The sequence below is a fragment of the Streptomyces sp. NBC_00354 genome, from assembly GCF_036106915.1.
Classification (GTDB): domain Bacteria; phylum Actinomycetota; class Actinomycetes; order Streptomycetales; family Streptomycetaceae; genus Streptomyces.
In genome coordinates this window covers 5,006,779-5,032,476 of sequence record NZ_CP107983.1, presented here as the reverse complement: position 1 = coordinate 5,032,476, position 25,698 = coordinate 5,006,779, and the positions used below count along the sequence as shown (strand labels likewise).

The window sequence follows — 25,698 nt, the reverse complement described above, 5'->3', positions numbered from 1 at the left end:
CGTCCGGGCGTCAGAAGTCCCAGTTGTCGTCGAGCTCGTCGTGGACCTTTTCCTTCTTCTTCTTGGCCGGCTCGGAGGCTTGCGTCCCGCGCTCGGACGCCTCGTCCTTCGCGCTCCTCCCGGCCTCCTCGGCCTTGTCCTTGAGCTGTTGCGCCTTGTCCTGGAACTGGTCCTTGATGCCCATGCTGTTCACTCCTGGAGGGGTGTGGGGGACGGGGGCTCGACCAGATTTGCACGACCGGACAAAGCTCGCATTTCGATCAATGGCGCCCGGTGCCCTGCGTGCGCTCCTTCTCGTCGGCAGCCCCTCCGGCCCCCACAAGTCCCCTGGAGACACTCGTCAGCCTGGGTTCGAAGCGCTTCATCTCCCGCTGCCCGACGGTCGCGATGATCCCGGGCAGGTAGCCGCGCACGCCCTGCATCCCGCGCAGCCACCACTGCGCGTACACGTGCGGCGAGCGCCGCTCGATGCCGGCCACGATCCGGTCCACGGCCGGGCCCAGCGGGTACGTCCGGTTCGACGGCCAGGGCAGCCGCCGGCGCAGCTCCCGCATGACCTCGTCCTGGTCGGCGCCGCGCACCATGTCGGTGTCGGTCCAGGAGAGGTAGCCCACGCCCACCTTGACGCCCTTGTAGCCCACTTCGGCGCGCAGGCAGTGCGCGAAGGCCTCGACGCCGGACTTGGAGGCGCAGTACGCCGTCATCATCGGCGCCGGCGTGATCGCGGCGAGCGAGGCGATCTGCAGGAAGTAGCCGCGGCTCTCGGTGAGTACGGGGAGGAAGGCGCGGGCGGTGACGGCCCCGCCGATCAGGTTGACCTCGATCACCCGGCGCCAGGCGTCGGGGTCGGAGTCGGCGAACGGCCCGCCGGCGGCCACGCCCGCGTTGGCGACGACGATGTCGACCTTGCCGAAGCGCTCCTTGACCTCCTGCGCGACCCGGGCCATGGCCTCGTGGTCGGTGACGTCGGCGTGCCAGTGGTCGCTGTCGGTGTGCAGCCGTTCGGAGACCTCCTTGAGGGTCTCCGGCTCCAGGCCCACCAGCGCCACCTTCGCGCCGCGTGCGGACAGCTTGCGGGCGAGCAGCTCGCCGACCCCGCGTGCGGCGCCGGTGACGACGGCGACCTGGCCTTCCAGACTCCTGCGCGCACTCACTGCGTGACCTCCTTCAAGAAGTGCGCGCTCAGCTCGCGCACGGCGTTCGTGACGGCCTCGGGGGCCTCGATCGGGGTCATGTGCCCCATGCCGGTCAGCTCGGTCAGCCCCACGCAGTGCGGCAGCGCGGCGGCGAGCCCCCTGGCGTGCACGATCGGGGTGAGCCGGTCGTTCTTGCCGCCGATGACGGCGGTGGGCACGGTGAGCCCGGCCAGGTTCGCCTCGAGGTCCAGTCCGGCCAGCACCTCGGACCAGGCGTACCGGACCCCGGTGGGGCAGGCGTGCACGATACGGGCGCAGGCCTCGACCCTGTCGGGCGCGGACCCGGGGCCCATGGTGGCGTACTTCAGCACCCGTTTGGCGACCGGCGTGACGGGCCCGAGCGGGGCGCGCGCGCCGAGTACCGCGCCGGTGATACGGGTCCGCACGCGCCCGGGGCGCATCGGCACGACCAGCGCCTCCGCGACCAGTCGGGCGCTGCCGGTGCTGCACAGCAGCGCGGCCGCCGTGTGCTCGGTGAACTCCGGCCGCCCGGCGGCGGCCATGATCGTCATCCCGCCCATGGAGTGGCCGGCGACGACCGCCCGCCGGCCGGGGGCCAGGGTGGCCCGCAGGACGGCGACCAGGTCGTCGGCGAGGGCGGTGGTGTCGTAGCGGGAGGCGGCGGGGCTGCGCCCGTGCCCGCGCTGGTCGTACGCGATGACCCGGTGGTCCTTCGAGAGCTCCCGGATCTGCGCGGCCCAGAAGGCGGTGGAGCAGGTCCAGCCGTGCGCCAGCACCACGGCCGGCGCGCCCTCGTCCCCGTGCTCCTCCACGTGCAGCCGGGCCCCGTCGACGGAGACCGCGACCAGTTCGCGCCGGGCGGCGGGGGGTGCGTACGGCCCGGAGGTGACGTGCGCCGGCCGGCTCATGCGGCGCCCTCCCCGGCGCCGGCCTGCGCCGCCCGGGCCGGGACGGGCTCGCGCTCGGCGTCCCGGAGGCGGATGACCTCGTACTCGGACAGATCCACGCTCCGCGTCTCCTTCCGGAACTCGCCGGTCGTGCCCGGCCAGACCGTCGTGTTGCGCCCCTGCGCGTCCAGGTACCAGCTGGTGCAGCCGCCGGTGTTCCACACGGTCCGCTCCATGCGGGTCTGGACCTGCCGGTTCCACTGGTTCACGGCGGAGGGCCGGGCCGCGAGCGCGACCTGCCCGCCGAGCACATGGAGCTGGCGCAGGTAGTCCGCCATGTAGTTCAGCTGCGACTCGATCATCAGGATCATCGAGCTGTTCCCGAGCCCGGTGTTCGGCCCGATGATCGTCATCCAGTTCGGGAAGCCGGCCGCCGTCGCCCCGCGCAGCGACTGCATCCCGTCCTTCCAGTGGTCCGCGAGGGTCCGCCCCTCCGCGCCCACCACCCGGTCGGCGATCGGCATGTCCGTGACGTGGAAGCCGGTGCCGAAGACGATCGCGTCGGCCTCGGTCTCGGTCCCGTCGGCCGCGATCAGGGTGTTGCCGCGGATCTCCTCGAGCCCGGAGGCGACCAGGTCCACGTTCGGCCGGGCGAGCGCCGGGTAGTACTCGCTGGACAGCAGGATCCGCTTGCAGCCGATCCGGTACGAGGGCGTCAGCCTGGCCAGCAGCGCCGGGTCCTTGATCGAGCGCGCCATGTTGGCCTTGGCCAGCGACTCGATGAGCCCGAGCTGGTTCGGCCGCTTGGTGAACGCGCTGACCTGGAGCTCCCGGATCCCCCACAGCAGCCCGCGGCGGGCGGCCCGGGTGAACGGCAGCTGGCGGTGCAGCCAGCGCTCCACGCTGCTGATGGCCCGGTCGGTGCGCGGCATCACCCACGGCGGGGTCCGCTGGAACAGCGTGAGCCGCTCCACGTCCGGCGCGATGGCCGGCACGATCTGGATGGCCGAGGCGCCGGTGCCGATCATGGCGACCCGCTTGCCGCGCAGGTCGTAGTCGTGGTCCCAGCGCGCGGAGTGGAAGACCTTGCCCGGGAACTCGGCGAGCCCGGGGACCTCCGGCATCTTCGGGTCGGACAGCGGCCCGGTGGCGGAGACGACGACATCGGCGGTGAGCTCCCCGGCCGACGTCTCGATCTCCCACCTCAGCCCGTCGGCGTCCCAGCGCATCATCCGGACCTCGGTGTTCAGCCGGATGTGCGGGCGCAGCCCGAAGGTGTCGGCGACGTGCTCCAGGTACGCCCGGATGGCCGGCTGCCCGGAGAAGGTCCGCGGCCAGTCGGGGTTGGGAGCGAACGAGAACGAGTACAGGTGGGAGGGCACGTCGCACGCACACCCGGGATAGCTGTTGTCGCGCCAGGTCCCGCCGACGGAGTCGGCCCGTTCCAGTACGACGAAGTCCGTGATTCCCTCGCGCCGCAGCCGTACGGCCGCACCCAGCCCGCCGAACCCGGACCCGATCACTGCCACTCGTACGTGTTTGCGCTCGCCCATGCCACCCATGCCCCGCCGCCTTCCGCATCCGCACCTGCAACACTGCCAGCAATCACTGGCACAATCGCGAGAGTAGAGCAGCCCCGTACTCGTGGGTAGGGGTCACGCCCGGAAAGTTACCGGCGGTCTCACGCGAAGACTCCGGCTTCGGGCTGGGATTGGAGCGCGCGGGCGCGAGGTGCCATGAATAGGCACTTCCGATCATTTCTGACGTTTGACTCCATCGCGACAAGATGCGGTCGTACGGTCTTGCGTGTGCAGCTCCGCTACAACTACCGGGTATATCCGGACGCCCGACAGGGCTCCGCATTGGCGCAGGCGTTCGGGTGTGCTCGTGTGGTGTGGAACGACTGTCTGCGTGACCGGAGGGAAGCGTATTCGGCGGGGCTGCCGTATGTACCGTCGGGGGAACTTTCGAAGGTGCGGATCACGCAGGCCAAACGCACCGAGGAACGGGCATGGCTGGCAGAAGTCTCGGCGGTGGTGCTCCAGCAGTCCCTGCGGGATCTGGATGCCGCCTTCAAGAACTTCTTCGACTCGCTCAAGGGCAAGCGCAGGGGCCCGAAGGCCTCCCCGCCCCGGTTCAAGTCGAAGAAGGACACCCGGCAGTCCATCCGGCTGAACGCCAACGCCTTCTCCCTTCAGGAGAACGGCACGGTCTACGTCGCGAAGGTCGGCCGGCTCAAGGTGAAGTGGTCGAGGCCGCTGCCGGCTGCACCCACTTCTCTGACGATCGTCAAGGACTCGGCCGGCCGATACTTTGCGAGCTTCGTCGTGGACACCTCCCCCGACGTCCTGCCCGAGCTGGACAGCGAGGTCGGCATCGATCTCGGCCTCACGACGTTCGCCGTCCTCTCCGACGGCACGAAGATCTCCTCCCCAAAGTTCCTACGACGAGCGGAGAAGAAACTCAAACGCCTCCAACGCGATCTGTCGCGGAAGGCGAAGGGGAGCAAGAACCGGGCGAAGGCCCGGATAAAGGTCGCTCGGCAGCATGCCCGGGTGGCCGACCGGCGCAGGGACTGGCACCACAAGGCTTCTACGCAGATCATCCGCGACAACCAAGCGGTGTACGTGGAAGACCTCTCGGTATCCGGCCTCGCACGTACCCGCCTGGCCAAATCCGTTCACGACGCGGGATGGATGCAGTTCATCAACATGCTGGAGTACAAGGCGGCCAAGCACGGTCGGCACTTCGGGAAGATCGGCCGGTTCGAACCGACCTCCCAGGTCTGCTCAACCTGCGGGATCAAGGACGGCCCCAAACCCCTCCACATCCGGGAATGGACCTGTAAGGGGTGCGGAACGCTCCACGACCGCGACGAGAACGCAGCACACAACACCCTGGCCGCCGGACGGGCGGACAGGCTAAACGCCTCGCGGAGCGCAGGTAAGACCAGGATGAAAGTCCCGGCACCGCGCGTTGAAGCAGGAAGCCACCCAGACGGCCGCCCAGCCGTGGCAGGAATCCCCGGCCTTGCGGCCGGAGAGCACGTCAATGCCGGTACGCCATAGGCTGCGGCTGTGGCGAAGGAAGCGACGGAAGCGAAGACAGTGCGCGAGTACCGTACGGAGGAACTGGCCGAGGCGGCCGGCATCCCCGTCCGCACCTTGCGCTTCTACCGCGAGCGCAAGCTCCTCCCGCCACCGCGCCGCGAGGGCAGGATCGCCTGGTACGACGACCACCACCTGGCCCGGCTGCGCACCATCGCCGCCCTGCTGGAGCGCGGCCACACCCTCGGCGGCATCGCCGAGCTGACCGCGGCCTTCGAGAACGGCCGCGACGTCGGCCAGCTCGGCGAGCTGCTCGGCATCGGCTGGTCCGAGGAGACCCCGGTACGCCTGACGCCGGAGGCCCTCGCCGACTACTTCGAGGGCGAGGTCACCCCGGAGAACCTGGCGGCCTCCCTCGACCTCGGCTACCTCGCCACCGACGGCGACGCGATCGTCCACGTCAGCCGCCGCCTGCTGGACGTCTCCTCGGCGCTGGTCCGCGAGGGGGTCCCGCTCTCCGCGGTCCTGGAGACGGGCCGCCGGGTCCGCGAGCACGCGGACGCCATGGCGGCCCTGTTCACGGAGCTGATCTCCACGCACCTCACGGAGGAGGCCCTGCCGCGCCTGCGCCCGCTCGCCAAGAGCGTCGTCGAGGCGGAGCTCACCATGGCGATGAACCGCCTGCAGGCGTCAGCGGCTCAGGACCCCAGCTCGTAGACCACGGTCACGGGCGCGTGGTCGGACCAGCGCTCCGGATGCGTCTCGGCCCGCTCGACGAACGCCTTCACCGCCCGGGCGGCCAGCCCCGGGGTCGCGACCTGGAGGTCGATGCGCCACCCGGCGTCGTTGTCGAAGGCCCGCCCGCGGTAGGACCACCAGGAGTACGGCCCCTCGGTGTCGGGGTGCAGGCTCCGTACGACGTCCACGTACCCGGCGGTGTCGTACACCTCCCCGAGCCACTCCCGCTCCTCGGGCAGGAAGCCGGCGTTCTTCCGGTTGGTCTTCCAGTTCTTGAGGTCGACTTCGTTGTGACAGATGTTCCAGTCACCACAGACGACAACCTCCCGCCCCTCCCCGGCGGCCCGCGCCTTCAAGTCGCTCAGATAGGGCAGAAACTCCCCCATGAACCGGTACTTCTCGTCCTGCTTCTCGGTACCGGCCTCGCCGGAGGGCAGGTAGAGGCTGGCGACGGTCACACCCGGAAGATCCACCTCCAGGTAGCGCCCGCTCGTGTCGAACTCGTCACTCCCGAATCCCACCTGCACCCGCTCGGGCTCGCGGCGCGTGTACAGCGCGACCCCGGCCCGCCCCTTGGCGGCGGCCGGCGCGAAGACGGTGTGCCAGCCCTCGGGCTTGCGGACCTCCTCCGGAATCTGCCCCTCCTCGGCCCGCACCTCCTGGAGGCAGACCACATCGGCATCCGACCCGGCCAGCCACGGGGAGAACCCCTTCTTGGCGGCGGCGCGGATCCCATTCACATTCACGGAGGTCACAGTGAGCATCCGAGCACCATAACGGGAGCGTTCCGTACGATGTTCGGATGTCTCACGGGATCCAGCTCCGCGCCGTGCCGTACGACCACCCGGACGCGGTCAAACTCAACGACCAGGTCCAGCTCGAGTACCAGGCGCGCTACGGCGGTGAGGGGGACGTCACACCCCTCGACCCGGCGATGTTCGCCCCGCCGAACGGCCTGTACCTGCTGGCGTACGACGCCTCGGACACGCCGATGGCCAGCGGCGGCTGGCGCAGCCAGGACGAGAACGACGAGGGCTACGCGGACGGCGACGCCGAGCTCAAGCGCATGTACGTCGTCCCCGAGGCCCGCGGCCTGGGCCTGGCCCGCCGCATCCTGGCCGAGCTGGAGGCCGACGCCCACGCGGCGGGCCGCACCCGCATGGCCCTGGAAACGGGCGACCAGCAGCCGGAGGCGATAGCCCTCTACCTCTCGTCGGGCTACACCCTCTCGGCAAAGTTCGGCCACTACCGCTCCTACGACTCGAGCCGCTGCATGACGAAGCCGCTGCTTCCCTGACCAGCCGGCCGCCCGCCCGTCCCAGCCCCGCCGGCGTTCGAGGCGCGGGCGTCCGGGACGGAGCCCCGGGATACGGAGAAAGGGCGGGGCTGGGAGAAGAGCCGCGCGCAGCGGCCCGGCGGGGCTACCGCGGGAGCCACTCCGCCCGGTCCGTCCCCCACCGGGACGGCCCACGCCCCCACTCCCCGAACGGCAGCGGCGACCCCGCATACCGCAGCACCCCGTACCCCGAGTCCACCTCCCGCAGCCACGGCTCCGCCGCATACGCCTTCCCCGAGGAACCGGCAGGGCCGTCCGCCGGAACCTCCCGTACGAGCCACGAGGCCGTCCCCGCCAGCGAGAACCGCAGGGCCCGGCCACCCCCCGCGGCCAGCGCCCTCAGCACGCCCGCCGCCACCAGATACCCGGTCCCGTGATCCAGCGCCTGCGCCGGCAGCACCCCCGGCGCCCCCGACACCCCACCCGCCCCGTCCCCGTACGCCGCGGCCACCCCGTACCCCGCCTGCACCAGCGAGTCGAACCCCCGCCGCCCCGCCCACGGCCCCTGCCACCCCCACGCGCACAGCTGCGCCACCACCAGCCCCGGCCACCGCTCCAGCAGCTCGTCCGCGCCGAGCCCGTACCGCTCCAGCGCCCCCGGCCGGTACCCGGTCACCACCACGTCGGCCTCGGCCAGCAGCCCCTCGAAGACGGCCAGCTCCCCCGCATCCGCCAGGTCCAGCAGCGCCGAGCGCTTCCCGAACCCCGTGTCCGCGTACGCGTCGTCCGACTCCGGCAGCCGCGGCGAGTCGATCCGGAGCACGTCCGCCCCCAGCAGCCCGAGCGTCCGCGTCGCGACCGGCCCCGCGATGACCCGGGTCAGGTCCAGCACCCGCACCCCGGCCGCGGGCAGCGAGGGGAGCGCCCCCGGCCCGAGCTCCCGCCCCGCGCCCCCGGACTCCCGTACCTCCACCAGCGGCTGCGGATCCCCGTATCCGCCCGCCACGGCGACGGCCAGCCCGCCCTCCCCGTACACCAGCTCCTGCACCTCGACGGCCCCGCGCCCCGCCACCGCGTCCCGCAGCGCCTCGGGCTTCGCGGACGGCAGTCCCAACGCCCGTACCAGGGCGGCCCGGTGATGCGGATAGTTGGCGTGCGTCCGCACCCACCCGTCCGCCGCCCGCCAGAACCCCGAGAGCGGCGCGAAGTTCACCAACTCGCGCCCCGCCACCCGCAGGTGCCGCTCGCTGACGAACGCGGTGGCCACGGCCCCCTCGTCCACCACCGGCGGCTCCACCTCGTCCGCCGCGCCCCCGGCCCGTACCGCGGCCAGCTCCGTCGCGGCCAGCGCGCACACGCCCACGGCGGCCCGCGCCAGCTCCCGTACGGGCAGCGGCCCCTCCCCCAGCCCCGGCGCCCCGCGGTACCGCACCCGCCCGGCGAGCTCCGGTGCCCCGCCGAGCGCACCCCACGCCTGCGCCGTCGCGCCATCCTGCTCACCCGTGATCGTCATGGGCCCATTCTCATGCCGCTCTTGGGATGGACAGGTCTCGTACTCCCCCGCTGCTCGCGGGCGGTTACGTCCGCGACGACAACTGATCCCGCCGCCCACGGCCGAGGGGCCCGCCCGATCGTGAGATCGGACGGGCCCCTCGGTGTTCGCACAGGTCCGTCAGGAGGTGAACCAGCCGTTCAGGTCGGCGATCACATCGGCGGAACCGGTGTTGGTACGGCAAGCAGCAGGGCACCGGAGGCAACCGCCCCCGCGGCCTCTCCCCCGTCTTCCCCGCACTCTTCTGCCGATCGGCAGCAAACTCATGAACCCCCCAGGTCAAACGGCCCGACCCGGATGACCACCACACGGGTTACGGGCAGGCGGAGTTTAACCGCCGCTTACAGGGGAGACTCAAAGGGATTAACGAACCCGGGAAGCACGAAGATCCCGCCCGATCTTGCGATCGGACGGGATCTTCATCGTCTGTGGACCTGTGGGGATTTGAACCCCAGACCCCCTCGATGCGAACGAGGTGCGCTACCAGACTGCGCCACAGGCCCTTGCGACGTGTGAAACATTAGCATCCCCGCGCGGGTGCTCCAAAACCGATACCGGGGAGCGTCCGCGCAGGTCCGGTCATTCGTTCGCAGCGCGCGGGCGGTCGTCGCTCTCGTACTGGTCGAACAGCGGTGTGCGGCCGCGGCCCTGGCCGCGCGGGCGGGCGTTCGGCTGGTGTTTCTGGTCCGGCTTCGGCTCGGCCTTCGGGGCCGGCGACGGCTGGGCGCGCAGGCGGGGGTCCGTCGGCTCGGCCGTGCTGGAGCGGGTCGCGCTCCAGGCGTCCGGGGTCGCCGGGCCGGTGGCGCGCGGGGCGACCGGGGCCGTCACGTACGTCGGCAGCGGGACCGGGACCGGCTCCCAGCTGTCACCGCGGGCGGGGCCGCGCTCGCGCTCGCGCTGCTGGTCCACCCACTCGGCGTGGTCGGTCTGCTCGACGAGCGCGCGCCGTCCGGCCTCCTGCGGGGAGACGGGTGGCGCAGGGTCCGGTTCGGATCCCGCCGCGGCCTCCGGCTCACGGCGGCGCGGGCGGTTCTCGCGCAGCTGCCGGGCGGCGGCCTCGGCGCGCCGCCGGTCCATGGTGAACTCGTAGCGGCGCCGCTCCTGGACCCGCAGGTGCACGATGTACGCGCTCAGCAGCAGGGCCGGCACGGCGGGCGCCCAGAGGTAGCCCAGGCCGCCGACCGCCGCGACGATCGCACCGAGCGTGAAGATCAGGAAGAGGAGCGCGGTGGTGCGCCGGCGGCGTGCGAGCACCTGCAGGCGCTGCTCGCGCCGGTGCCGCTCCGCCACGGCCGACCTCGACTCCGCCCTGGTCGGGGGCACGACGACGGGCCGGGCGTCGGCGTCCACGGAATTCACCGTTTCCGTCGCGGCGTCCGGGTCCGCGCGGTGCGCGGGCTCTGCCTCCTGGTCGCCGCGTTCACGCAGCCCCTTGGCGTAACGGCGCTCCATTCCCGCCCGGCCGGAAAGCAGCCGAATGGCGGTGGAGAAGCGTTCCGTCGGACGGGCTTCGTTCAGCTCGTCCTGCCTCCGGAGCCACATGGGCACCAAGTAGGCGGCCCAGGCCCCGACAATGACTGCGTAGATGAGGCCGCTGCTGCTCACACCTCACACCGTAGAGGGGCGCGGCCGGGCGGATCCGCCAATTGGACCGGTGTGTCGCACGAACTGGCTGATATCACGGACTTTTTTTGTGATTCTTCGGATCAGGTTATGGGCGAATCGGTTCCGCGACCCGATAATTCGAACAGTTATTCGTTTACCAGTCTCCCGGACCACGCTGCTACGCCGACGAGGTGCCCTGCCTGTGTCCGCGGTGCCAGCGGCGCAGCAGCCCCTCCGGGACCTCCTCCGCCGTCAGCGCGTACACGAGGTGGTCGCGCCAGGCGCCGTCGATGTGGAGGTAGCGCGGCCGCAGCCCCTCCTCGCGGAAGCCCAGCTTCTCCACCACCCGCCGGCTCGGCCCGTTCTCCGGGCGGATGCACACCTCGATCCGGTGCAGCCCGACCTTCGCGAAGCAGTGGTCCACGGCGAGCGCGACGGCCGTCGGCATCACGCCCCGGCCCGCCACCTCGCGGTCGACCCAGTAGCCGACGTGGCCCGCGCACATCGAGCCCCAGGTGATCCCGGCGACCGTCAGCTGGCCGACGAGGCGGCCCTGGTACTCGATGACGAACGGCAGCATCCGCCCCGCGTTCGCCTCGGCCCGCAGATGGCGGACCATCTGCCGGTACGTCGGCCGGTGGATCACCGGCCCCCACGGCGCGGGCGGCGGAATCGTCGCCTCCCACGGCCTGAGCCAGTCGCGATTGCGCCGGTTGACCTCGCGCCAGGCACCCTGGTCCCGCAGCTTTATCGGCCGGAGCGTGACGTCGCCGTCGGTCAGCACCACCGGCCAGGAGGGTCCGTTCAGCTCGGGCTCCCGGAGGATCTGCCCGGGGGCACGGGGTGGTCGCCGCCCCGGATCTGGTCCACGGCGTGCGGCAGGATCCGCGTGAGGACCGCGAGGCCGTCGCGGACGCCCCCGGTCGAGCCGGGCAGGTTCACGATCAAGGTGCGGCCCGCCACGCCCGCCAGGCCCCGGGACAGGGCCGCGGTCGGCACGGTCGCCAGGCCCTCGGCCCGGATGGCCTGCGGGATGCCCGGGATCTCGTAGTCCAGCACCCGCGCGGTGGCGTCCGGGGTGCGGTCGGTCGGCGAGATGCCGGTGCCGCCGGTGGTGAGGATGACGTCGTACCCGGCGGCCACGCCCGCGCGCAGCGCCTGCTCGACGGGATCCCCGTCGGGGACGACCCGCGGGCCGTCCACCGTGAAGCCGAGCTTCTCGAGCCCCTCGGCCAGCAGCGGTCCGCCACGGTCGGCGTACACGCCCGCCGAGGCACGGTTCGAGGCGGTGACCACGAGCCCGCGCAAAGCGCGCTCGGGCTCCCGGGCCGCGCCCGCGGCATCCGGTTCGGCCGCCCGGGTCCCGCCCGCCGCCGGCGGCACGGGTACGGGGACATGGCTGAAGGCGTCGCCGCCGCGCGGGGCGTTCACGCGCGCGTCCAGTCGCCGGACTTGCCGCCGGTCTTCTCCTCCACCCGGACGTCCGTGATGACGGCGCCCTTGTCGACGGCCTTCACCATGTCGATGACGGTGAGCCCGGCGACCGCCACGGCGGTCAGCGCCTCCATCTCGACGCCCGTGCGGTCGGTGGTCTTGACGGTGGCGAGGATCTCGACGGCGTCGTCGGCGACCGAGAGGTCCACCTTCACGCCCGATACGGCCAGCGGGTGGCAGAGCGGGATCAGGTCGGGGGTCTTCTTCGCGCCCATGATCCCGGCGATCCGCGCGGTGGCGAGGGCGTCGCCCTTGGGCACGCCCTCGCCACGGAGCAGTTCGATCACCTGGGCGGAGACGAGCACGCGCCCGCTGGCCCGTGCCGTCCGCGTCGTGACGTTCTTCTCCGAGACGTCCACCATCCGGGCCGCGCCGGCCTCGTCGATGTGCGTCAGCCTGCTGTGCTCAGGGGGTCCGGGGGTCGCCCCCCGGGAAAACGCTGCCATAGGTTCGTGCCGCTCCCGCTCCGGGCCCCGCAAGGGCCTGTGTGGTGCAACACGCTACCCGCACCGGCCGGACTTCAGCCGAGCAGGACCACTTCCAGCTCGGCCCCCGGCTCCACCGAGGTGACGTCCTCCGGTACGACCATCAGCGAGTCGGCGTGGGCCAGGGCCGCGATCAGGTGGGACCCCGATCCGCCGACCGGGCTGACCGTGCCGCTCTCCGCGTCGTACTTGCCGCGCAGGAACTGGCGGCGGCCCGCCGGGGAGCCCAGCGCCTCGTCGGCCTTCAGGACCGCCCGCACGCTGGGCCGGTTGACGTCCGCCAGGCCCATGAGCGCGCGGATCGCAGGGCGCACGAACAGCTCGAAGGAGACGTACGAGGACACCGGGTTGCCGGGCAGGGCCAGCAGGGGGGTGTGGTCCGGGCCGACGGTGCCGAAGCCCTGCGGCTTGCCGGGCTGCATCGCGAGCTTGCGGAAGTCCATCCGCCCGCCGTCGGGCTCGTCCTCGGCCGTGCCCACCGAGGACAGCGCCTCCTTGACCACGTCGTACGCGCCGACGCTGACGCCGCCCGTGGTGACCAGCAGGTCCGCCCGGATCAGCTGGTCCTCGATGGTGGAGCGCAGGGTCTCGGCGTCGTCGGCGACGGCCCCGACCCGGTAGGAGATCGCCCCGGCGTCGCGCGCGGCGGCGGCCAGCGCGAAGCTGTTCGAGTCGTAGATCGTCCCCGCGGCCAGCGACTCACCCGGCTGGACCAGCTCGCTGCCGGTGGACAGCACGACCACGCGCGGGCGCGGCCGCACCCGTACGGTGCCCCGCCCGATGGCGGCGAGCAGCGCGATCTGCGGCGGGCCGAGCACCGTGCCGGCGGCCAGGGCGAGGTCCCCGGCCTGGACGTCGCTGCCGCGCGAGCGTACGTGCGCCCGCGCCTCGGCGGCCCGGTGCACGCGCACCTCGCCGCCCGCGCCCTCGGGGGCCGCGCTGGCCGGGGTCATGCCGGCGGCCGCGCCGCCGCCGCTGCCGCCGTCGGTCCACTCGACCGGTACGACGGCCTCGGCCCCCGGAGGCAGCGGGGCGCCCGTCATGATGCGGGCGGTCTGGCCGGGGCCGACGGTGGGCAGCTCGCCGCTGCCCGCCGCCACGTCCCCGATGACCGTCAGCACCGCGGGGAACTCCTCGCTCGCGCCCTGGACATCGGCCGTGCGGACGGCGTACCCGTCCATGGAGCTGTTGTCGAAGGGCGGGAGGGCGACGGGCACGGTGACGTCCTCGACCAGGACACAGCCCTGGGCGTCGAGCAGCTGGAGCTCGATGGGCTCCAGCGGCCGGATGGCGGCGAGGACGTCCGCGAGGTGCTCGTCGACCGACCACAGGCGCTGGGCGCCGTGGCCGGTGTCCTGCGGTGCGCGGCTGCTCAAGGTGCTACATCTCCTCCGTGACGTAACGGTGAAGCCAGGTGCGGAACTCCGGGCCCAGGTCCTCACGCTCGCACGCGAGGCGGACGATGGCCCGCAGGTAGTCGCCGCGGTCTCCGGTGTCGTAGCGGCGGCCCCGGAAGACCACGCCGTGCACCGGGCCGCCCACGGTCTCGTCGGCGGCAAGCTTCTGCAGGCCGTCGGTGAGCTGGATCTCCCCGCCGCGGCCCGGCTCGGTCTCCCGCAGTATGTCGAAGATCGCGGGGTGGAGGACATAGCGTCCGATGACCGCGTAATTGCTGGGCGCGTCCGCCGGGTCCGGCTTCTCGACGAGGCCGGTGATCCGGACGACGTCCTCCTCGTCCGTGGCCTCGACGGCGGCGCAGCCGTAGAGGTGGACGTTGGCGGGGTCGACCTCCATGAGGGCGATGACGGTGCCGCCGGTGCGGGCGTGGACGTCGGTCATCTGGCGCAGCAGCGGGTCGCGGGGGTCGATCAGGTCGTCGCCGAGGAGGACGGCGAAGGGCTCGTCGCCGACGTGCGGCTCGGCGCACAGGACGGCGTGGCCGAGGCCGCGCGGGTCGCCCTGGCGGACGTAGTGCATGGTGGCGAGGTCGCTGGACTCCTGGACCTTCTTGAGCCGGTCGTCGTCACCCTTGGCGATGAGGGCCGATTCCAGCTCGTAGTTGCGGTCGAAGTGGTCCTCGAGTGCGCGCTTGTTACGCCCCGTGATCATGAGAACGTCGTCCAGGCCGGCCGAGACGGCCTCCTCGACGACGTACTGGATGGCCGGCTTGTCCACGACGGGGAGCATTTCCTTGGGCGTCGCCTTCGTCGCCGGAAGGAAGCGGGTGCCGAGACCTGCGGCCGGGATCACGGCCTTCTTGATCACAGGGTGCAACTGAGTCATGGGCAGAACGATAGTGGGTCGCAGAGACCACTCCGGGTTTGATTCCGGTAAATAGATCCCACTTCGCCCCGATTTGAAAGGAAATCAGAGTCAGCTGTGGTATGGAACCCGCCGAACCCTTCCGAAAAGGCCGGGCTGCGCCGAGAACTCCTGGCCGCCCGACGCGCCTTGTCCCCCGAATTCCTGCGTACGTCGGCCCTCGCGCTCTCCCGCTCCGCTCTTGAACTGCCCGAACTGGCCGATGCGCACACCGTGGCCGCGTACGTCTCCGTCGGCGCCGAACCCGGCACCCGCGATCTGCTGGACGCCCTGCGCGCGGCCGGGAAGCGGGTGCTGCTGCCCGTCCTGCTGCCCGACAACGACCTCGACTGGGCGGCTTACGAAGGCCCGGGCAGCCTCGCCGAGGCCGCCCACCCCGGCAAGATGCGGCTGCTGGAGCCGGCCGGGCCCCGGCTCGGGCCGGACGCGGTCGCCGGCGCCGACGCCGTCCTGCTGCCGGGGCTGGCCGTGGACGGCCGCGGGATGCGCCTCGGGCGCGGCGGGGGCTCGTACGACCGGGTGCTGGCGCGCCTGGCGCGCGCCGGGGCGCATCCCGCGCTGGTCGTGCTCCTCTACGACGAAGAGGTGGTCGCGCGGGTCCCGGAGGAACCGCACGACCACCCCGTTCAGGCGGTGGCCACCCCGTCGGGGGTGATCAGATTCACGGCTTGAGCGTCAGCGTCTCCGCGGTCGCCTTGTCCACGGCGTCCTTGCCGAAGGCCCAGTCCAGCAGCTCGCCCTTGGCCCACATGTCCGTCTGGTCGTAGTAGTTGTCGTGGTACGCGTGGCCCGAGGCGCCGGTCAGGTTGATCCAGCGGGACTTGTCCAGGTCACTGAGGTTCACGATCATGCGCATCGAGGGGACCCAGGTGACCCCGTACCCGCTGGAGGCGTTCCAGCCGGTCGCGTTCACGGTGGCCTCGCCGCCGCCCAGGTTCCACGGGCCGCGGTTGAGGAGCCACTGCATGAAGCCGGGGCCCTCGGTGCCGATGGTCTGGTTCTTCAGCGTCAGCTGGTGCAGGCGGCCCCAGCTCCAGGTGGACTGGTCCTTGCCGAGCTTGGCGGTCAGCTCCCAGCGGGCGTCCTTCATGGCCCGCGCGAACAGCTGGTCGCGGGTGGCGGTCGCCGGCTGGTTGCGGGCGGCGGGCGTCTGCCACCAGGCCGACTTCTCGTCCTTGACCAGGCGGCGGACCACCTCGAACCAGCGGTCGCCGCCGTCCGGCTGCGCCGAGTCGGAGTCGCGGGTACCGCACTCGCGGACCGTCTTGGCCAGGTCGTCGACCGGACCGCTGCTCTCCTCCCGGACGTTCATGCAGCTGCCCTCGATCCGCAGCTCCTTCGGCATCTTCTCGCCGAAGGACAGCTTGAGGATGTTGCGCCAGACCGCGTTGAAGTACGCGGCCGCCGCCGAGTCGGGCTCCTGCGTGTAGTTCCAGCCCTCCAGCAGCTTCTGCGCGGAGCGCACGTCGGGGTCCGAGACCTCGATCTTGGCCAGCATCGGGGTGAGCAGCGCGGCGATCTCGCTGCTGTTGTCCATCTGCATGGTGCGCATGTCGTCGGTGGAGATCTTGCCGTTGTCCTTGATCTTCGCCTCGATGAGGTCGTTGATCCGCTGGCTGCGGGCGCCGTAGCCCCAGTCGGTGGTCAGGACGTACGGGTACTTGCCCGCGCCGGTCCCGCTCTCCACGACGGCCTGGTTCGCGGTGACGATGTAGCCGCGACCCGGGTTGTAGTCGTACGGCATCTCGTCCTGCGGGATGTAGCCAGCGTTCCCGTCCTTGCCGCCCTTCCAGGCGTACTTGGAGTCCCAGCCCGGGGCCGGCATGCGGCCGTCGCCGGCGCCGCGCATCGGGATGCGGCCCGGGGCCTGGTAGCCGATGTTGCCCTTGGTGTCGGCGTAGATCAGGTTCTGGGACGGCACCTCGAAGTCGCGGGCGGCGGCGCGGAAGCCGGCGAAGTCCTTGGCCCGGTCGAGGTTGAAGACGGCGTCCATCGACTTGCCCGCGTCCAGGGCGGTCCAGCGCAGGGCGACGGCGTAGCCGTTGCCGCGGTCGGGGGCCGAACTGGAGACGGGGGCGCGGTTGCCGACCGTGCCGAGCTCGTCGCTGCGGTCGGAGATCAGCGGGCCGTTGTTGGTGGTGCGGACAGTGATCTTCTTGCTGGTGCCGCCCGCGATCTTGATGACCTCTTCACGGGTCGTGAAGGGGACCACCTTGTTGTCGTAGACGTAGCCCTCGGGCTTGACCTGCTCGAGGTAGAGGTCGGTGACGTCGGCGCCGAGGTTGGTCATGCCCCAGGCGATGTCGGCGTTGTGGCCGATGACCACGCCGGGCATGCCGGAGAAGGTGTAGCCGGCGACGTCGTACTTGCACTGGTTCGAGACCGCGCGGCAGTGCAGGCCCATCTGGTACCAGACCGAGGGCAGCTGCGGGGACAGGTGCGGGTCGTTGGCGAGCAGCGGCTTGCCGGTGGTCGTGTACTTGCCTGCGACGACCCAGGAGTTCGATCCGATGCCGCTGCCGTTGGGGCCGAGGATCGCGGGGATCTTGTCCAGGGTGGCGGCGAGCGAGGTGAGGGAGATGCGCAGGCCCGCGGTCGCGCCCTGGGCGCTCGCGTTGTCGGCGAGGCCGCTCGTGCCGGAGGCGCCGGGGGCGGAGGCCGCCGAGGCCTGGGAGCCGGAGCCCGTGCCCGTGGAGCCGGCGGCCGCGCCGCCGCCCTGCGGCGCGTACTTCCCGCCGTCGATCTTGCCGCCGTCGACGATCGCCTTGTTCCGGTCGAAGGGGTACGGCGGGTAGAGCTCGTCGATCTGCGCCTGGGTGAGCTTGTTGGACATCAGTGCGCGGTCGATCTCGTCCTGCATGTTGCCGCGCAGGTCCCACGCCATCGCCTTGAGCCAGGCCACCGAGTCCACCGGGGTCCACTGCTCGGGCTGGTAGTCGTCGCTGAGCTTGAGGGCGGCGTGCTCGACGGAGAGGTCCTTGCCGGACTTCCCCTTCAGGTACGCGTTGACCCCGTCGGCGTAGGCCTGCAGGTACTTCTTCGTCTCGGCCGAGAGCTTCGTCTCGTACTCCGCCTGCGCGACCTGGCGCCAGCCGAGCGTGCGCAGGAAGGCGTCGGTCTCGACCTGGCCGGGCCCGAACATCTCGGAGAGCCGGCCGGAGGTCATGTGGCGGCGGACGTCCATCTCCCAGAAGCGGTCCTGGGCGTGGACGAAGCCCTGCGCACGGAAGAGGTCGTCGTCGTTGTCCGCGTAGAGCTGGGGAATGCCGTGGGAGTCGCGTTTGACCTCCACGGTCCCGGTCAGGCCGGGCACCTTGAGGGTGCCGGTGGCCTGGGGGAACGAGGCGCGGACGTTGTCCATGCTCCAGTACGTCCCGTACCCGAAGCCCGCGAGGAGCGCCAGGACCAGCACGAGCACGATCAGACGGGCGCGTCGTCCCTTCTTTTTGACGGAAGGGGCGGTTTCGTTGGCGGGCATCGCTGTCCTTAGAGGGGCAGGGTGGTCCTGGGAGTGCTGGGAGCAACCATAGGCGCAGGACCGAGTCCGTTGATCCGCCAGGGGTCGAGGTGACGAGGACAGGGCCGATCAGGCGTTTCACAATGTGGTTATCGCGTAAAGGGCGCGTCAAATATTAGGTAAGGTAACGAAGTACCTGCCGATCTTGCCGGACTTGTCGCCTGGAGGAACGTTCCGCCTGGCGCCTTGAGGGAAAGGGCCGCCCGCTGACCGTCCACACGCTCAATGAGCTCCTGCTGGTCTGCTCGCTCGTGCTGCTCGTCGCCGTCGCGGCGGTACGCATCTCTTCACGCAGCGGCCTCCCCAGCCTGCTCATCTACCTCGGCATAGGCATCGCGATAGGCCAGGACGGCATCGGCAACGTCGTCTTCGACAACGCCGAACTGACTCAGGTCATCGGTTATGCCGCGCTCGTCGTGATCCTCGCCGAGGGTGGTCTGGGCACCAAGTGGAAACAGATCAAGCCCGCTCTGCCGGCCGCCATCGTCCTGTCTCTGGTCGGCGTCGCGATCAGCGTCGGCGTCACGGCGGCCGGCGCGCACTACCTGGTCGGACTGGACTGGCGCCAGGCCCTGCTGATCGGCGCGGTCGTCTCCTCGACCGACGCGGCGGCCGTCTTCTCCGTCCTGCGCAAGGTGCCACTGCCCGCGCGGATCACGGGTGTGCTGGAGGCCGAGTCGGGCTTCAACGACGCCCCCGTCGTCATCCTGGTCGTCGCCTTCGCTTCCGTCGGCCCGGTGGACCAGTGGTACGTCCTGCTCGGCAAGATCGCCCTCGAGCTGGCGATCGGCGTCGCGATCGGCCTGTCGGTGGGCTTCATGGGGGCGTACGGCCTTCGGCACGTGGCCCTGCCCGCCTCCGGCCTCTACCCGATCGCCGTGATGGCGATCGCCGTGACGGCGTATGCGGCCGGCGCGATGGCGCACGGCTCCGGCTTCCTCGCCGTCTACCTGGCGGCCATGGTGCTCGGGAACGCGAAGCTCCCGCACTGGCCGGCGACCCGGGGGTTCGCGGACGGGCTCGGCTGGATCGCCCAGATCGGCATGTTCGTCCTGCTGGGCCTGCTGGTCACCCCGCACGAGCTGGCCCAGGACTTCTGGCCCGCCGTGGTCATCGGACTGGTCCTGACGATGGTGGCGCGCCCGCTGGAGGTCTTCGTCAGCCTCCTGCCGTTCCGGCTGCCCTGGCAGGAGCAGGCGCTGATGTCGTGGGCGGGGCTGCGCGGTGCCGTGCCCATCATCCTGGCGACCATCCCGATGGTGACCGGGATCGAGGGCAGCGACCGCGTCTTCAACATCGTCTTCGTGCTGGTCGTCGTCTACACCCTGGTCCAGGGACCGACCCTGCCGTGGCTCGCGCGCAAGCTGGAGCTCGGCGCCGGCGACGAGGGCGCCGCCGACCTGGGGATCGAGTCGGCGCCGCTGGAGAAGCTGCGCGGACACCTGCTGTCCTTCGCCATCCCGGACGCCTCGCGCATGCACGGCGTCGAGGTGAGCGAGCTGCGGCTGCCGCCGGGGGCTTCGGTGACGCTGGTGGTCCGGGACGCGAAGAGCTTCGTACCGCTGCCGTCGACCGTGCTGCGGCGCGGGGACGAGCTGCTGGTGGTGGCCACGGATCCGGTACGGGACGCAGCGGAGGCCCGGCTGCGGGCCGTGGCCCGGGGCGGCAAGCTGGCCGGATGGCTCGGCACGGGCTCGAACGGGGCTTGAGCGGGGCCGGTCCCGGACTTGAACAGAGAGTTAGAGCGCCGTTCTAATTCTGTGTTTTCGGGGGTTTGCGGGCCGTTTTGCCAGGCTTTACCTCCCACGGAATGCGAACTTCCAGTTAATCGCAGGTGAAGACACACCCTGTCGCCGGAATCACAGGACACACGCCCGGTCTGCCTGTACGATAAAGGCACACCACATCGAACCAACTCTGCCTGACGCAGAGCTGGCGCGACCGCAAAGCGGCCGTGGCTCCCTCCCGCAGTGGGCGCCCAGGTATCACTCGGTTCTGCGCAAGAGGACAGCTCTCGGGGCTCCCACATGTACGGGTGCGGTCGCTCACGAGGCGGCACACCGTCCGCAGACGGGGACGCTCTACCAGGCAGCGGAAAGGCCAGGCCGTGACATCCGCGGTCACGACCGACAAGTCCGCACGCCCCGGTTACGGGCAGCTCCTGCGCACGCCCGGCGCCATCGGCTTCGTTCTCCCGGGATTCGCCGCCCGGCTCCCGTTCGGCATGCTGACCATCAGCATCCTGCTGCTCGTGCAGCACACCACCGGTTCCTACGGCAGCGCCGGCATCGTCGCCGCCGTCACCGGTGTCTCGATGGCGCTGTCCGCCCCGGTGATGGGCAAGCTCACCGACCGCCGCGGCCAGAGCGCCGTTCTGGTCCCCGTCGTCCTCATGCACTCCGCCGCCGTCAGCACCCTCGTGGCGCTCGCGCTGCTGGGCGCTCCCGTATGGGCGCTGGCCCTGGCCGCCGTCCCGGCCGGCGCCTCCGTCCCGCAGGTCGGACCGATGGTCCGGGCCCGCTGGGCGGCCAGGCTAGAGGGCTCCCCGCTGCTGCCGACGGCCGCCGCGTTCGAGTCCGTCACCGACGAGTTCACCTTCGTCGTCGGCCCGGTGCTGGCGACCGCCCTGTGCACCGGCGTCCACCCGGCCGCCGGTCTGATCACCGAGGCCGCGCTGACGCTGGCCGGCGGTCTGGTCTTCGCCACCCAGCGCGCCACCCAGCCGAAGGTGCACGCCGCCGCGGCCGGGGGCCAGAAGCACGCCTCCGCGCTGTCTTTCCCGGGCCTGCGCATCCTGATCGTGGCCTTCCTCGGCATCGGCGCCGTCTTCGGCGGCATGCAGGTGTCGCTGGCCGCCTTCTCGAACGAGATCGGCAACCCCGGTGCGAACGGCCTGCTCTACGGCGTCTTCGCGGCCGGCAACATGACGGCGGGCATCGCCTGCGGCGCCATCGCCTGGAAGATCGGCCCGCGCCGCCGGCTGCTGCTCGGCTACGCCGGCCTCACCGTGGCCGCCTCGGTCCTGTGGACCGCCCACTCGATGATTCTGCTGGGCGCGCTCGGCCTGGTCGTCGGCCTGTGCATCGCCCCGGCCCTGATCACCGGCTACACGATGATCGAGTCGCTGATCCCGGCGAACGCCCGGACCGAGGCCTTCACCTGGCTGACCGGTGCGGTCGCCTTCGGTCAGGCCACCGCCGTGACCCTGGCCGGCCGTCTGACGGACGCGCACGGGTCCTCGTACGGCTTCCTGGTGCCCATGGCGGGCACCGTGCTGGCGCTGGCGACCCTGCTCGCGCTGCGGTCGAGCCTGGCTCCGAAGGCCCCGAGCCGGATCATCAGCTCGTCGCCGGGATCGCCTGCGACTGCTGTTGCGGAGGCCCCTGGTGCGCGGGTGAACGAGCGTGGTCTCGGTCACCGCGTGCCGGTGACGGTGGACTGATCGGCCGGAATACGTCACCATGGAACGTCGTTAGCACTCATCGAGTCAGAGTGCCAGGAGGAAATTCGTGCCGACCTACCAGTACCAGTGCACCGAGTGCGGTGAGGGCCTTGAGGCCGTGCAGAAGTTCACCGATGACGCACTGACCGAGTGCCCGAACTGCCACGGACGCCTGAAGAAGGTGTTCTCCGCGGTCGGCATCGTCTTCAAGGGATCCGGTTTCTACCGGAACGACAGCCGTGGCGCTTCGTCGAGCAGCACCCCTGCCTCGAAGCCGTCGACGCCTGCCGCCCCGGCCGCTTCGTCGACGTCCAGCACGTCTTCGACGTCGAGCTCGAGCAGCAGCTCCACGTCGGCTGCCTGATCTCTGATCTCGTCCGTTCTTCACAAGGCCCCGCCGCCCCTTCCGGGCGGCGGGGCCTTGTGCATGCCCGGTTAGGGTGGCGCCATGGCTAACGCAGAGATCGGTGTCATCGGCGGCTCGGGCTTCTACTCCTTCCTGGAGGACGTCTCCGAGGTCCAGGTGGACACCCCGTACGGGCCCCCGAGCGACTCCCTCTTCTTCGGCGAGCTGGCCGGGCGGCAGATCGCCTTCCTCCCGCGCCACGGCCGCAGCCACAAGGTCCCGCCCCACAAGATCAACTACCGGGCCAACCTGTGGGCGCTGCGTTCGGTGGGCGTGCGCCAGGTGCTCGGCCCGTGCGCGGTCGGCGGGCTGCGCACCGAGTACGGCCCGGGCACGCTGCTCGTTCCCGACCAGCTGGTCGACCGTACGAAGTCCCGGGCGCAGACCTTCTTCGACGGGGAGCCGCTGCCCGACGGCACTGTGCCCAACGTCGTGCACACCACCTTCGCCGACCCGTACTGCCCGGTGGGCCGCTCGGTGGCGCTGGCGGCGGCGCGGGGCCGTGCGTGGGAGCCGGTGGACGGCGGCACGATGGTCGTGATCGAGGGCCCCCGGTTCTCGACGCGCGCCGAATCGAAGTGGCACGCGGCGATGGGCTGGTCGGTCGTCGGCATGACGGGCCACCCGGAGGCGGTCCTCGCGCGCGAGCTGGGGCTCTGCTACACCTCGATGGCGCTGGTCACCGACCTGGACGCGGGCGCGGAGACGGGTGAGGGCGTGTCTCACACGGAGGTCCTGAAGGTGTTCGGCGAGAACGTGGGCCGCCTGCGCGATGTCCTCTTCGACGCGGTGGCGGCGCTGCCGCCGACGGAGTCCCGCGACTGCCTGTGCACCCACGCCCACGACGGCTGGGACCTGGGCATCGAGCTGCCCTGACCGACCCTGCCTGCTGTCACATTCCGGAGGGCTGTCCGGTCTCGGCTGGTGAAGGACCGACGAGACCGACCGACCGTCCAGGAGGCGACCGCCATGTCGCGCATTTCGCTCACCCCGCCCCGCACCCTCCTCATGCGCATCGGCGCCTGGTACTCGCGCCGCAGGTACGGCAAGGTGCTCGACCCCGGCCAGGCGTACGGGCACAACTCGCGCGTGCTGTTCACGTACGTCCGCCTCGAGCAGCAGGCGGCGAAGTGGTACGCCCTCGACGCCGGGCTGAAGCACCTCGCGGTGATGGCGGCGGCGGCCCGGATCAACTGCTCGTGGTGCATGGACTTCGGCTACTGGGAGGGCCTGGAACGGGGGCTGTCGGCGCGGAAGATCGGGCAGGCGCCGCGCTGGCGGGAGAACCGCGAGACGTTCACGGAGCCGGAGCTGCTGGTCATGGAGTACGCCGAGGCCATGACCGAGACCGAGCCGGCGGTCACGGACGAGCTCGCCGCGGAGCTGATCGCGCGCCTGGGAGAGGCGGCGTTCGTCGAACTCACCGCGATGGTCGCGCTGGAGAACTGGCGCTCGCGGGCCAACCGCGCCTTCGGCCTGACCAGCCAGGGCTTCTCGGAGGCCTGCGAGATCCCGGCCCGGCCGTGAACCGCACAATGACGGAGTGATCAACGACAGCAGGACGATCGTCGCCCTCGACTTCGCCGGCCGCCGGGACGCCGAGGCGCTCGTCGACCGCCTCGGGGACGCCTGCGGCCACTACAAGATCGGGCTGGAGCTACTCACCGCCGCCGGGCCCGGCCTCGTCGAGGAGCTCGTCGGGCGCGGGCACGAGGTGTTCCTGGACCTGAAGCTCTTCGAGATCCCGAATTCCGTGGCGGGCGCGGTGCGCGCCGCGGGCGTGCTGGGCGCGTCGATGGTGACGGTGCACGCGATGGGCGGTACGGGGATCATGGCCGCGGCGGTGGACGCGGCCCGGGAGTTCCCCGGGCTGCGGGTGCTCGCGCTGACGGTGGTCACGAGCATGACCGGGAGCGACCTCGCCGACATCGGCATCGGCGCGACGACCGACGAGCAGGTGCAGCGGCTGGCCCGGCTGGCGATGGGCGCGGGGTGCGACGGGGTCATCGCCTCGCCGCGGGAAGCCGGGGCACTGCGGGACGTGCTGGGGCCGCGGCCGCTGATCGTGACGCCGGGCGTCACCCTGGCCGGCGGGGAGGTGGGCGAGCACGCCGCCCGGGCCGGGACGGCGCAGGCCGCCTTTGCCGCCGGGGCCTCGCACGTGGTGGTGGGGCGGTCGGTGACGCGGGCCGCCGACCCGGTGGCGGCGCTGCGGCGCGTCCGGGAGGGCGGGTAGCGGCCCCGGATCGGCCTCACTCCCCCGCGACGCGGAGCAGCAGCTTGCCGGTGGTGGTGCGGGTGTCCATCAGGCGGTGGGCCTCGGCGGCTTGGGCGAGGGGGAACTCTGCGGTGACCGGCAGTTCGACCTTGCCGCTCGCGGCGAGCCGGAAGGAGTCGGCGGCGAGGGCGCGCAGCGCCTCGGGGTCGTCCTGGGCGAGGGTGAGGACGGAGAAGCCGCCGACGGAGAGTCCGCGCGGGTTGAGCTCGGGCTGGCCGATCTGCCAGGGTGCGGCTCCGCCGGCGTTGCCGTAGGCGACGAGGCGGCCGTAGCGCGCGAGGGAGTCCAGACTGCGGCGGAAGGTGTCGCCGCCCACGGGGTCGAGGGCGAGGTCGACTCCACGGCCGCCGGTGGCGCGGAGCACGTCCGCGGTGAAGCCGTCACCGACGAACACCTCGTCGTAGCCGTACTTGAGGGCTTCCGCAGCCTTTTCGGGGCGGGAGACGACGCCGTAGACGGCGCGGGCTCCGGCGAGCCGGGCGACCTGGGCGGCAACGGTCCCGATGCCGCCGGCCGCGCTCTGGACGAGTACGGTCTCCCCGGCGCGCAGCCGGCCGACCTCGTGCACGAGCCCCTGGACCGTGGGCAGGACGGTCGGCAGGGTGGCGGCGGTGCGCAGGGAGATGCCCTCGGGGAGCGCGAAGACGGTCGCGGCGGGGGCTACGGCGACCTCGGCGTAGCCGCTGTGCGAGGTGAGGGCGGCGACCTCCTGGCCGGGGCGCAGCCCCTCGACTCCGGGGCCCACGGCCCGGATGCGGCCGGAGATCTCGAGGCCGGGGCGGAAGGGCAGGGCCGGGACCCGGTAGCCGTGGGCCCGGGCCAGGACGTCGGCGAAGTTGACTCCGGCGTAGGCGACGTCAACGGTCACCTCGCCGTGGGCCGGCTCCGGCACCGGGACCTCGGTGGCGTGGAGGACGTCGGGTCCGCCGAACTCGTGGAACTCGACTGCGTGCATGACTGGTACCCCCGGCTAGACTGTTCAACGAAAAGCGAACACTGCGGTGACGCGACTGTACGGTTTTCATCGAACATTCCGCAAGGGCGCAAGCCCGCTGCAGGGAGGATCCGCGATGGGACACCGGGCCGAACCCGAGCACACCCACCCCGACGACGTGCCGGTCCAGGCCGCCCTCGCCGCACTCGCCGACCCGGTGCGGCTGCAGCTCGTACGGGAACTCGCGGGTGTGGGCGACTGGGAGCGCAGCTGCGGCACCTTCGACGTACCCGTGGGCAAGGCGGCCCTCAGCCACCACTTCGCGGTGCTGCGCGGCTCCGGGCTGCTGGAGCAGCGCGACCAGGGGCGGGGGCGCGTCAACCGGCTGCGGCGCGCGGAGTTCGAGGCCCGCTTCCCGGGGCTGCTGGCGCTGGTCCTGCGCGAGGAGAGCGCCGAAGCCTGACGGGCACCCGCTCCTGTGGGTGACGACGTTGTCCACAGGCTGGGGATTGTCCACAGGCGCGAGCGGGATTCGGCGGGGCGGCGGATCGTGAGGGG

The 25,698-nt window shown here is 71.6% G+C and carries 25 protein-coding genes and 1 tRNA gene; 11 read left to right on the top strand and 15 right to left on the bottom strand.

Annotation, left to right across the window (positions count from 1 at the left end; genetic code table 11):
• Positions 1 to 10 precede the first annotated feature (10 nt).
• The 4 genes from OHT74_RS23090 to OHT74_RS23075 form a co-directional block, all read right to left on the bottom strand.
• On the bottom strand, positions 11 to 184 hold the full coding sequence (locus OHT74_RS23090) for a hypothetical protein (protein WP_328621259.1): 174 nt from the start codon (positions 182 to 184) through the stop codon (positions 11 to 13).
• A 76-nt stretch (positions 185 to 260) separates the two neighbouring features.
• Complete coding sequence (locus tag OHT74_RS23085; protein ID WP_328621258.1) at positions 261 to 1,154, bottom strand: SDR family oxidoreductase; 894 nt, start codon at positions 1,152 to 1,154, stop codon at positions 261 to 263.
• Complete coding sequence (locus OHT74_RS23080) at positions 1,151 to 2,065, bottom strand: alpha/beta fold hydrolase (RefSeq protein WP_328621257.1); 915 nt, start codon at positions 2,063 to 2,065, stop codon at positions 1,151 to 1,153. Before OHT74_RS23080 ends, OHT74_RS23085 begins: the two co-directional genes overlap by 4 nt.
• Entirely contained in the window at positions 2,062 to 3,597 is a 1,536-nt protein-coding gene (locus OHT74_RS23075; RefSeq protein WP_328623374.1) for a flavin-containing monooxygenase, read from the bottom strand. Before OHT74_RS23075 ends, OHT74_RS23080 begins: the two co-directional genes overlap by 4 nt.
• 255 nt (positions 3,598 to 3,852) lie before the next feature.
• Between OHT74_RS23075 and OHT74_RS23070 the strand changes: the two genes are divergently transcribed.
• Together OHT74_RS23070 and OHT74_RS23065 are read left to right on the top strand one after the other, a co-directional pair.
• Positions 3,853 to 5,112 (top strand): RNA-guided endonuclease InsQ/TnpB family protein, encoded by a 1,260-nt coding sequence (locus tag OHT74_RS23070; RefSeq protein ID WP_328621256.1) that lies wholly within the window; start codon positions 3,853 to 3,855, stop codon positions 5,110 to 5,112.
• 9 nt (positions 5,113 to 5,121) lie between these two features.
• On the top strand, positions 5,122 to 5,808 hold the full coding sequence (locus tag OHT74_RS23065; RefSeq protein ID WP_328621255.1) for a MerR family transcriptional regulator: 687 nt from the start codon (positions 5,122 to 5,124) through the stop codon (positions 5,806 to 5,808).
• Here OHT74_RS23065 and OHT74_RS23060 read toward each other — a convergent pair.
• On the bottom strand, positions 5,790 to 6,593 hold the full coding sequence (locus OHT74_RS23060; RefSeq protein WP_328621254.1) for an exodeoxyribonuclease III: 804 nt from the start codon (positions 6,591 to 6,593) through the stop codon (positions 5,790 to 5,792). The two genes, OHT74_RS23065 and OHT74_RS23060, sit on opposite strands and share 19 nt — an antisense overlap.
• Positions 6,594 to 6,631: 38 nt before the next feature.
• Here OHT74_RS23060 and OHT74_RS23055 point away from each other — a divergent pair, with 38 nt between their 5' ends.
• Entirely contained in the window at positions 6,632 to 7,126 is a 495-nt protein-coding gene (locus OHT74_RS23055) for a GNAT family N-acetyltransferase (protein ID WP_328621253.1), read from the top strand.
• A 124-nt stretch (positions 7,127 to 7,250) separates the two neighbouring features.
• On the opposite strand, the gene OHT74_RS23050 is transcribed toward OHT74_RS23055, so the two are convergent.
• From OHT74_RS23050 to galU, 8 genes are all read right to left on the bottom strand, one after another.
• A complete protein-coding gene (locus OHT74_RS23050) occupies positions 7,251 to 8,618 on the bottom strand; it encodes a CoA transferase (RefSeq protein ID WP_328621252.1) in 1,368 nt (455 codons plus the stop codon).
• A 468-nt stretch (positions 8,619 to 9,086) separates the two neighbouring features.
• A tRNA-Ala gene (locus OHT74_RS23045) sits at positions 9,087 to 9,160 on the bottom strand.
• A 76-nt stretch (positions 9,161 to 9,236) separates the two neighbouring features.
• Positions 9,237 to 10,262 carry a divisome protein SepX/GlpR gene (gene sepX, locus OHT74_RS23040; RefSeq protein ID WP_266666281.1) on the bottom strand — a complete coding sequence of 342 codons (1,026 nt, stop codon included), beginning with the start codon at positions 10,260 to 10,262 and terminating at the stop codon, positions 9,237 to 9,239.
• Between the two features lie 178 nt (positions 10,263 to 10,440).
• A complete protein-coding gene (locus OHT74_RS23035; RefSeq protein ID WP_266666279.1) occupies positions 10,441 to 11,049 on the bottom strand; it encodes a GNAT family N-acetyltransferase in 609 nt (202 codons plus the stop codon).
• A 17-nt stretch (positions 11,050 to 11,066) separates the two neighbouring features.
• Positions 11,067 to 11,693 (bottom strand): molybdenum cofactor biosynthesis protein B, encoded by a 627-nt coding sequence (locus tag OHT74_RS23030; RefSeq protein WP_399242426.1) that lies wholly within the window; start codon positions 11,691 to 11,693, stop codon positions 11,067 to 11,069.
• Complete coding sequence (gene moaC, locus OHT74_RS23025) at positions 11,690 to 12,202, bottom strand: cyclic pyranopterin monophosphate synthase MoaC (protein ID WP_328621251.1); 513 nt, start codon at positions 12,200 to 12,202, stop codon at positions 11,690 to 11,692. Before moaC ends, OHT74_RS23030 begins: the two co-directional genes overlap by 4 nt.
• A 74-nt stretch (positions 12,203 to 12,276) precedes the next feature.
• Positions 12,277 to 13,617 carry a molybdotransferase-like divisome protein Glp gene (glp, locus tag OHT74_RS23020; protein ID WP_328621250.1) on the bottom strand — a complete coding sequence of 447 codons (1,341 nt, stop codon included), beginning with the start codon at positions 13,615 to 13,617 and terminating at the stop codon, positions 12,277 to 12,279.
• 4 nt (positions 13,618 to 13,621) lie between these two features.
• Entirely contained in the window at positions 13,622 to 14,524 is a 903-nt protein-coding gene (gene galU, locus OHT74_RS23015) for a UTP--glucose-1-phosphate uridylyltransferase GalU (RefSeq protein WP_266666273.1), read from the bottom strand.
• Between the two features lie 96 nt (positions 14,525 to 14,620).
• Between galU and OHT74_RS23010 the strand changes: the two genes are divergently transcribed.
• Complete coding sequence (locus tag OHT74_RS23010; protein ID WP_266666271.1) at positions 14,621 to 15,235, top strand: 5-formyltetrahydrofolate cyclo-ligase; 615 nt, start codon at positions 14,621 to 14,623, stop codon at positions 15,233 to 15,235.
• On the opposite strand, the gene OHT74_RS23005 is transcribed toward OHT74_RS23010, so the two are convergent.
• Positions 15,225 to 18,041: a penicillin acylase family protein gene (locus OHT74_RS23005; RefSeq protein WP_328621249.1), complete on the bottom strand. Its 2,817-nt coding sequence runs from the start codon at positions 18,039 to 18,041 to the stop codon at positions 15,225 to 15,227. The two genes, OHT74_RS23010 and OHT74_RS23005, sit on opposite strands and share 11 nt — an antisense overlap.
• Before the next feature lie 200 nt (positions 18,042 to 18,241).
• On the opposite strand from OHT74_RS23005, the gene OHT74_RS23000 reads away from it, so the two are divergent.
• The 6 genes from OHT74_RS23000 (at position 18,242) to pyrF (ending at position 24,164) form a co-directional block, all read left to right on the top strand.
• A complete protein-coding gene (locus OHT74_RS23000) occupies positions 18,242 to 19,789 on the top strand; it encodes a potassium/proton antiporter (protein WP_266999437.1) in 1,548 nt (515 codons plus the stop codon).
• A gap of 398 nt (positions 19,790 to 20,187) precedes the next feature.
• Positions 20,188 to 21,522, top strand: coding sequence for an MFS transporter (locus OHT74_RS22995; RefSeq protein ID WP_328621248.1), 1,335 nt, complete (start codon positions 20,188 to 20,190; stop codon positions 21,520 to 21,522).
• A 67-nt stretch (positions 21,523 to 21,589) separates the two neighbouring features.
• Positions 21,590 to 21,886: an FmdB family zinc ribbon protein gene (locus OHT74_RS22990; RefSeq protein WP_078613644.1), complete on the top strand. Its 297-nt coding sequence runs from the start codon at positions 21,590 to 21,592 to the stop codon at positions 21,884 to 21,886.
• A gap of 84 nt (positions 21,887 to 21,970) precedes the next feature.
• Entirely contained in the window at positions 21,971 to 22,804 is an 834-nt protein-coding gene (locus OHT74_RS22985) for an S-methyl-5'-thioadenosine phosphorylase (protein WP_266666264.1), read from the top strand.
• A gap of 93 nt (positions 22,805 to 22,897) precedes the next feature.
• The gene (locus OHT74_RS22980) at positions 22,898 to 23,455 is read left to right on the top strand and encodes a carboxymuconolactone decarboxylase family protein (RefSeq protein ID WP_328621247.1); all 558 of its coding nucleotides are present in this window, start codon (positions 22,898 to 22,900) and stop codon (positions 23,453 to 23,455) included.
• Between the two features lie 16 nt (positions 23,456 to 23,471).
• Positions 23,472 to 24,164 (top strand): orotidine-5'-phosphate decarboxylase, encoded by a 693-nt coding sequence (pyrF, locus tag OHT74_RS22975; RefSeq protein WP_266666260.1) that lies wholly within the window; start codon positions 23,472 to 23,474, stop codon positions 24,162 to 24,164.
• A 16-nt stretch (positions 24,165 to 24,180) separates the two neighbouring features.
• Here the strand turns inward: pyrF and OHT74_RS22970 are convergent, their stop codons facing one another.
• A complete protein-coding gene (locus tag OHT74_RS22970) occupies positions 24,181 to 25,161 on the bottom strand; it encodes a quinone oxidoreductase family protein (RefSeq protein WP_266666258.1) in 981 nt (326 codons plus the stop codon).
• A 115-nt stretch (positions 25,162 to 25,276) separates the two neighbouring features.
• On the opposite strand from OHT74_RS22970, the gene OHT74_RS22965 reads away from it, so the two are divergent.
• Entirely contained in the window at positions 25,277 to 25,603 is a 327-nt protein-coding gene (locus OHT74_RS22965; protein ID WP_266666256.1) for an ArsR/SmtB family transcription factor, read from the top strand.
• Positions 25,604 to 25,698: the final 95 nt, after the last annotated feature.

What these genes read in the sequence shown, in the direction of transcription:
- OHT74_RS23090 (WP_328621259.1), bottom strand. Translation starts at nt 184, where the DNA reads ATGGGCATCAAGGACCAGTTCCAGGACAAGGCGCAACAGCTCAAGGAC.
- OHT74_RS23080 (WP_328621257.1), bottom strand. Translation starts at nt 2,065, where the DNA reads ATGAGCCGGCCGGCGCACGTCACCTCCGGGCCGTACGCACCCCCCGCC.
- OHT74_RS23075 (WP_328623374.1), bottom strand. Translation starts at nt 3,597, where the DNA reads ATGGGCGAGCGCAAACACGTACGAGTGGCAGTGATCGGGTCCGGGTTC.
- OHT74_RS23060 (WP_328621254.1), bottom strand. Translation starts at nt 6,593, where the DNA reads ATGCTCACTGTGACCTCCGTGAATGTGAATGGGATCCGCGCCGCCGCC.
- OHT74_RS23055 (WP_328621253.1), top strand. Translation starts at nt 6,632, where the DNA reads ATGTCTCACGGGATCCAGCTCCGCGCCGTGCCGTACGACCACCCGGAC.
- OHT74_RS23050 (WP_328621252.1), bottom strand. Translation starts at nt 8,618, where the DNA reads ATGACGATCACGGGTGAGCAGGATGGCGCGACGGCGCAGGCGTGGGGT.
- moaC (WP_328621251.1), bottom strand. Translation starts at nt 12,202, where the DNA reads ATGGCAGCGTTTTCCCGGGGGGCGACCCCCGGACCCCCTGAGCACAGC.
- galU (WP_266666273.1), bottom strand. Translation starts at nt 14,524, where the DNA reads ATGACTCAGTTGCACCCTGTGATCAAGAAGGCCGTGATCCCGGCCGCA.
- OHT74_RS23005 (WP_328621249.1), bottom strand. Translation starts at nt 18,041, where the DNA reads ATGCCCGCCAACGAAACCGCCCCTTCCGTCAAAAAGAAGGGACGACGC.
- OHT74_RS22985 (WP_266666264.1), top strand. Translation starts at nt 21,971, where the DNA reads ATGGCTAACGCAGAGATCGGTGTCATCGGCGGCTCGGGCTTCTACTCC.
- OHT74_RS22980 (WP_328621247.1), top strand. Translation starts at nt 22,898, where the DNA reads ATGTCGCGCATTTCGCTCACCCCGCCCCGCACCCTCCTCATGCGCATC.
- OHT74_RS22970 (WP_266666258.1), bottom strand. Translation starts at nt 25,161, where the DNA reads ATGCACGCAGTCGAGTTCCACGAGTTCGGCGGACCCGACGTCCTCCAC.
- OHT74_RS22965 (WP_266666256.1), top strand. Translation starts at nt 25,277, where the DNA reads ATGGGACACCGGGCCGAACCCGAGCACACCCACCCCGACGACGTGCCG.